The organism is Anditalea andensis (assembly GCF_000714815.1).
In the GTDB taxonomy this organism is placed as follows: Bacteria; Bacteroidota; Bacteroidia; order Cytophagales; family Cyclobacteriaceae; genus Anditalea; species Anditalea andensis.
This window is the reverse complement of the sequence record NZ_JMIH01000024.1, coordinates 594,046-601,346: the sequence shown is the minus strand read 5'-3', so window position 1 is coordinate 601,346 and position 7,301 is coordinate 594,046. Positions and strand designations below refer to the sequence as shown.

3 protein-coding genes and 1 pseudogene are annotated in these 7,301 nt (G+C 33.6%); all 4 read right to left on the bottom strand.

The annotated features are described in order from the left end of the window. Positions 1 to 231: pseudogene (locus EL17_RS24400) on the bottom strand (glycosyl hydrolase 53 family protein); the annotation flags it as partial. Positions 232 to 294: 63 nt separating this feature from the next. Next, positions 295 to 3,777 (bottom strand): hypothetical protein, encoded by a 3,483-nt coding sequence (locus tag EL17_RS18915; RefSeq protein WP_035077531.1) that lies wholly within the window; start codon positions 3,775 to 3,777, stop codon positions 295 to 297. Further along, positions 3,774 to 5,465, bottom strand: coding sequence for a patatin-like phospholipase family protein (locus EL17_RS18910; RefSeq protein ID WP_035077528.1), 1,692 nt, complete (start codon positions 5,463 to 5,465; stop codon positions 3,774 to 3,776). Before EL17_RS18910 ends, EL17_RS18915 begins: the two co-directional genes overlap by 4 nt. A 218-nt stretch (positions 5,466 to 5,683) precedes the next feature. Next, entirely contained in the window at positions 5,684 to 7,297 is a 1,614-nt protein-coding gene (locus EL17_RS18905; protein ID WP_164675155.1) for a hypothetical protein, read from the bottom strand. Between the last annotated feature and the right edge of the window lie 4 nt (positions 7,298 to 7,301).

Below are 7,301 nucleotides of genomic sequence, written 5' to 3'. Positions count from 1 at the left end.
CATGATCTGGCGGTCGTATTTTTGGGAGACTTTGGCGATGTTTTGCTCCAGGTCCTCGAGGTTGCCGTGCCACTTGGGATAGTAGGAAAGGCCGATGATGTCATAGGGTACGTTCCGCTCCTGCATGGCGTCATAGAAATATTTAGTATCCTTGGCAGGGCCTACATGCAAATTGATCAGTGATTCGGGGCTTACGGCTATTACACCTTTGAAACCTGCATACAGCAGCTGGGAAAGGTTATTCCGTTCCTCGCCTCTAAGAAAAAGAGCTTATAATGAATTATAATTAATCAATTAATTACCAAAACTTTTATTGATCCAAATTTTCCTTATCTCTCCCAAAACTAAAGTACTTAAACCAATGACTCCAGTGATAACGGACTGTAATTCTGTCAGGAAAGAACTATCAAAATAAGAAAGCAGTCCGAATGCTACTAATAAAAAAGACAATAAGGCCCATTGTATATTTAAGGCATTGGCATTTTTCTTTCGGTAATTTTCTATTTTTTTTATTTCTTCCTCAGTAGAGATGGCTATAATAAAATATCTAAAAGTCTTGCTGAAAAGGTGAAGCTGTCCTCCAAATATGTCTTTAGTAAAAATCCCTTTTTGAAAAAGTTCTATAATTTCCTCTTTATTTCTATAATTTAGAAACCCCTCTTTACTAAAGGAATAACATACGTTTTTTTCCTCAATGCTTAATTCCGACCAAATATTATAAAAATATGCTTTACCATAACGTTGCAATAATAACCTAAGGTTTGCTCTATCATTAATTTTGGTATGCTTAGAAAAATAATCTTCAATAATTTTTTCATTATATACATTAGCATCATTGGTGACACCAGGAAGTGTATAAGTAATAGATACAAATTCAAAATAAAATTTACTAAACATTTCAGAAAATTGTATTTTATCAACTTCTGAATTCAAATTGTTATATAATTTTTTCCATGCTATACCAGAACTGATTATCAAATGTATGCCATCAGCGGACTTTAAATATAAACTGAATTTAGAAATAAAATCCTTTATTTCACCTATACAATGTATATTTTCCACCAATAAAACTTTTTTATTATTTTGTTGCAGACCAATTAATGCCTCATTATTTATTGGTTTAGTATAATCTACTACTTCTATCTCATTTAAAGAAACTTCTAAATTTTCATATATCCAATCCCTATTTTTTAAGTTGTCACATCCACAAAGAAAAATTCTCATATCCTTTACACTGCTTAATTTTTGTTTAATAAAAGGTCCTAAATGATTCAACCCTCTAATATTAAAATCAGTCCAGTATATATTTCTTACTAATTTTTTTATTAGCATAAATATTCCAAAAAACACTATGCAAATAAGTAAAAACACAATAAATATAAAAAACAAACCATTTTGACTACTTAGGCTAGGTAAAAAACCTATATTATTGCTAAAGCTATGTTGAAACTGAAGGAAATTAGGATAAATTAATTCCCTTAACAAGGGATCGAATCCATTGCTCATAGATGAGAAAATATGAGAACGACCCCTATAATATACATCGATATCTCTTGTAGGGACTATTTCAAAAAAATTATTTTGCTCATCAATATTCCCCACTTCACTATGATTTTCCTGGATCCTGTCCCAAAGTAGCATCTCATAATTAAATACGCTTGAGCTTATTATAAACCCAGGTATAAATCCAATGAATACTAACCAGCAAAATAAAGCTAAAGAATATGGATGAGTAGCAATACTTGATGCGGACTTAGATCTGGATGGAAGGAAAAAATGGTTGAATATCATAAAAAAACCGGCAATAAAAACACATACTATAAATACGTGTTTCAAGTAGTGGGTAAATTCAAACAGGTATAGCATTGCAAATGTAACCAATAAAAAAATTAGCAAGGCTATTACCCCTCTTTTTAACTGAACTATAGTTATTTTTTTTGGATGGAAGCTATTATAAGAAAAATTTTCCCAGTTATAGCCTTTATTTTTCTTCAAGAATGATTTACCTAAAGAAATTAATATCAATAATACGGTGTACAAAGCTATCCAAATTAAACTCTCTACAACCATTAACCCAGTTAGACTGTGGTTCATATTATCATTTATAAGATAAATAAACCAAATAGGACTGTCGGTGTCTGCAAGTCCAAATTTTGTGACCAGAGCAGTGTATTCTTTTCCATTTAAGTGCAATGGAAACTCCCACAAATGATTTGATCCATACTTATTTGTTTTAAACAGGGTTTGAAGATTCTCCCATTTATCCTCAGGAAGTGCCGTCCTAATTTGGGTGAACATAAATTCGAATTTGTCACTTGACAAAATAACTTCACCATTATCTTTTACTAAAAGGTATCGTTTAGATTTAGTGTGAAGGAGGGTATCTGTAAATTGAAATGTAATAGCTTTAAGTATTGAATCAGACTCAGCTGCGCTCATAACTATTTCTGGCTCACTGTTTTTTTCAGAAAAATTTCTATCTATAAAGAATTCATTTTTTGGTCCAAACCTAATATCGTCTGATCGGTTTTTATTATAAAAATAGCTTAAATACCGTCTATGGCTAATATTTATAAAAGAAAAATCAGCCTCTGGTGTCAATTCATGATTGGAAATCTGTAAATCCACAAGAGAAGCTTTGGTATCTGCTCTTATTACTTCATTGACTTTTAGAGATTTTACTCCTTCAGTTACATTTGGAAAATAATCAGTATATATGTTATTTTGGATAAAGCGAAAATCTCTTTGAAGGATATATCTGATTTTTTCAGCATAAGTTTTTTCGATTTCATGTGGATAAGTATAGTAAATTACAAAGGATAAAGCAAATCCGCTCATTATAAATATCAATAAAAGAGATACTCCCATTAAATATACCCTGTTTTTGCTCAGCACATCTCCTTTACCCATTTCAAAAAAAGAAATAAGGGGAAGGCTTAAAAGAAGTAAGCCAAGAATTAATGCCGTTATTACCATCAGGTTATAATTTACACTATAAGCAGCCTGGTTCATTTCCTCTTGTTTCTTCAGTCCTCCTACCCATAGTATGGAAGTACCAATCTGAATGGGAGAAAGATAACCTTTAAAAGTCGCTGCACTTATATCCATGGTAAATTGGCTCACATCTGAATTCGAAAAGCTATCTAACATCGATTTGCCGGCAAAAGGAATTTTAATTCCTGCTAAAACGGAAGGATGAAGAATTTCTCCCTTTTCATTGGCTAAAAAAATCACATTAAAAAAGCTGCTTTTTCTAAGCCCTCCTTGCATCCAATGGGTAAATGAAATATCAGTGCTTAAATAAGCAGTATCTAAAGACCCGAGTTTTGGATCATGCCCCCATTCACTCCATAAATTGGTATTTATACTATCAAATGAAGCATTTTTATAAACACTTTGAAATATAGATTTCAGCGGTATTCCGGATAAAGCTAAGGTGTTTCCAAATGAAAAAGTGGTGGTATCATTATAAAGCTTAGAATAATAATCGACCGTAAATTTAAATTTATTTTTATCCCTTTTTATAGACTCAGCCGCATCATAGTAATGATTTTTATCATTGGAACTTAGGATTAATCTATAGACAATAAAGGCACGGATTTCGATTTTTAATGCTTCTAAAGATTCTTGAAGATTTTCCCTGATTATCAGGACATTTCTAGCAGCTTGTTGTTCCAGCTCATATTTGTTTTTATTTGATTGCGCAAATAGATACGCCGCCATAAGACCTAATAGACCTATCCCAACCAACCAGATTATAATACCCCTTCCTTTCATGGCTCCTTAATTTGAAAATGATCTTTTAAGGATTTGATTATTCCATTGAGTATTATATCAGTTATTCTTCTATTTATAAACAACTTACCTCCTGCCCAAAGCAGAAACCTATCTCTTTTTCTGAAATTAATAATATTTAAAAGAATCTTCTCGGTGCGGTTGTAAATTTTATCCCTATAGCTTATTACCTTTTTCAAATCTATCTGGGGCCATAATGGCAAGGGTGTTTTATCATCGCGAGTAGAAAAAATAGGAATTATCTGTAATCCAGGAGATGGGTCAGTTTTTGATCTGAATCTAGGTTTCTCACTACTATCGAGATGTGCGTATCCATTCTTGAATATGGGATTATCTTCACTTTCCGGGACTGTAAAATGGTCTCGAAGAAATTTTTCACAATTGGCCCTGCCCAAATAAAAATCATGGATTCGAAATGACTTCGAAAGAAATCCTCCGAAGCCGTCTAAAGAGCCACAGGCTATGGCCTTATCCCCTTTTATCTTAACTTCACCGTTTTTCCCAAACACATACCGGACAGGTGAAATGATATATTGGCCTGCTTTATCTGATGCAAGAGATGCTGCCAGGTGTTCCGGTTTTACTCTCACCTGATTGAGCAAAGTTGAAATAATATTACTTATTGTACTTATAATGTTTTTACCAGGAATAATGGCTATTGATTGACTTGGAAACGGATCCACCATTAGTATGGTACTTCTAAATTTAGCATAATCCTGATTATCATTATCTCCAGGACCAACGAGGTCGTCCAGTATTTCTCTAACCTTTTCAAAAGGTTCATTATTAATCATCCCTCCATCTACCACAGTGGTAATATAGTCCTTGCCCGGTATGGGACGCTGGCCAAAATTTGTAATATAATTCAGCCAAGCATGCCTATTTAAAATGTCGGATCTCCTTGATACCTCTACTGGCGCCAATCCCAATGGGAAAGCTCCGGTTCCCATAGCAATCTTTTTATATCTTTCTAGGACACTCTCGTTACTATAATCGACCCTTTCCCATCCCTTAATGTCGGACACATCATCTTTTGAAAAAGTAAAACATCCATAGTCCTTATGATCAAGAATATGATAAAGTGTGTTTTTTTCATCATCCCCCTTAAACTCCACGATTTGCTCCATCCCGATTACATTGGTCATCGTGGCAAACACTTTTAGGTTTTTATGTACATATGATCGATAATATGGATGAGCCGAAGGGGCTTTAAATGTCCTATTGGCTATCTCTTCTATAAAAAAGGAATTGAATAGTGATTTAACTTCTCCTGATTTAATATCTCCGTTATCCAAGAGATAATCAAACATTTCCGGGTACCTAGCCGGATCCTTAGCATCTAATAGATCAACCCATGAATGATAAAGGGGATTAGATGGCTTATCATTTAGAATGGAAGTTTCATCTTTCCCTAGCTCATCAATGGGATCAAATTTTTTGTTAAGCGCAATACCCATTATCATACCTGTCATCCCTCCTGCAGAAGCGCCTCCTATTACAGAAATTACTACTTTGTGTTGAGGCACACCCTTAATATCCTTCCTTTTTTTCAGTTCTTCCCATTGATCCAATGCTTCCAAAAGGTAGTCCAGCACCCCTGCAGTATATGCTCCTGCCGAGATGGCTCCCGCAAGACAAAGACCAATATGAAACTCATTTGTGTTGTTCATAAAAGTTTAATTATTAATGGCACACTATCTCTCCCGCTGATTATATTAAGCCATTTAGTAATTTTATTACCCATGGTGCATTTACTGTTCTTTTTTCAGTTAATCCAGGAAAGATTATTTGATATTTATATCCAAATGGCAAACACTATAATAAAATTTCGATTTAGGCTATGTAGGGTTAAGACGAAGGCACCAGATAATTTAGAAAGTCAAACAGCTTAATTTTCTTGAGAATTTAGTTTAAATCCTACTCCTATGCTTATATACCAATCCCCATCCCATACTTTCTGAATTAAACTAGTATTGGTCAGGTCAGGTAATGAATTCAAATCTACATTTCTATATTGTTCGGCAATAGCGTTGACTTTTCCGAAAGCCATTCCTCCTGATATATTCAGACTAACATTTCTATCCGTAAAGGAAAATCCTGGTCCTATACCGACAAAAGGAGTTATATCTTCAGCAAAGGGCACAAAAAAAGCAAGGTTAAAATTAGGTCTAAACATATAGCCGGTCCTGTAGGAAATTTCTGAATTCACACCGATACCTAAGGATAGCTGATTATCCTGATCCATAACAGCCCGTAATTCGCCACTTTCATTTATCCGGGTAAATACATTATTATTTCTCAATCCGGTAATGAATAAAGAACTTCCCACATGCACAGCCAGGGAACGGGAAGTTCGAAATACTCCTGTATTGTACTTCTCCTCTATACCTTTACTACCATATTTTATTGTTGCTTCGACGGCAACTTCGTCAGCATTGGGTACAGTCAAAGAAAAAGGAGTGAGATTGATGAATTGAGGCTGATAATTTAAAATATGAAAATAGTAGTTAAAAGATTCTTCATCTAATAGGATAGAAGCATCAACAACTGACTTTTTAAGTTGCTGTTTGAATGCCTGAAGGGACCTATAGTCGACAATATTGAAATACTTTACCTTATTTAAAGCATAGAAAGTTGATTTAAAATAGTTCTTTATCTGTTCTGATTGAGATAAAATAGCCTTATCTCCATTAACGGACGCTGTTTCTATTAAATCATTAGTCTTAGGTAGTTCAGTTTGTTTTTTATAAATATCCGCTACTCCTGCATCATACTTATACTCTGTACCATTTAACGAAAATTTAATGCTTTGAAGGGAATCTAAATTAATATTAGAAGATATTATTGACAGACTCTTATTAACCACCAGAGATCTTTGCCTTCGGGTTGCAAAACTTGTATCTTGACTAAAAGATACTATTTGAAAGCCTCTGTTTTTTAAATGGCCTGATCCATCCAATAATAATACGCGGTGAGTTTTATTCCAGTTAAGGGTATCTTCATTGATCGAAGTAATGTTAGGTAATGGAGGGGGGATAAATAGGAAAGAATTGTTTCTAGATAGAATAGTGGACGGTTTTATATCTAATTTTATATCCATTTCTTCATCCTTATTGCTAAATATTGTTATCTTTATTTGGACAACTTCATTTATTGAAAAGAATTGATCGTAATTTTTAGATTCATAGGACTTTTCCAAATAATTTTTAAGAGATAGCACAGTCATCTGTTCTGCACTTGATTTATCGATATCATTTATTTTGAGTTTTAAGCTTTCTCTGCTGACTGGTTTGGAAGAATCAAATCGAATAGAATCAATATTTTCGGGTTTTATACCCTTTAATTTTATTTTCAGATTATCAAAATTTTTCTCTTTGGCCAAGTCGTACGTCACGGTGTTCTCACTATCATTTTTCCATATGATGGTATCCTCATTTTGAGCTAAGCTAATGATGGCTAAATGAGTAAAGAATAAGAATAAGGAAGTAAATTTGTATATCATAGGA

What these genes read in the sequence shown, in the direction of transcription:
- EL17_RS18910 (WP_035077528.1), bottom strand. Translation starts at nt 5,465, where the DNA reads ATGAACAACACAAATGAGTTTCATATTGGTCTTTGTCTTGCGGGAGCC.
- EL17_RS18905 (WP_164675155.1), bottom strand. Translation starts at nt 7,297, where the DNA reads ATGATATACAAATTTACTTCCTTATTCTTATTCTTTACTCATTTAGCC.
- EL17_RS18915 (WP_035077531.1), bottom strand. Translation starts at nt 3,777, where the DNA reads ATGAAAGGAAGGGGTATTATAATCTGGTTGGTTGGGATAGGTCTATTA.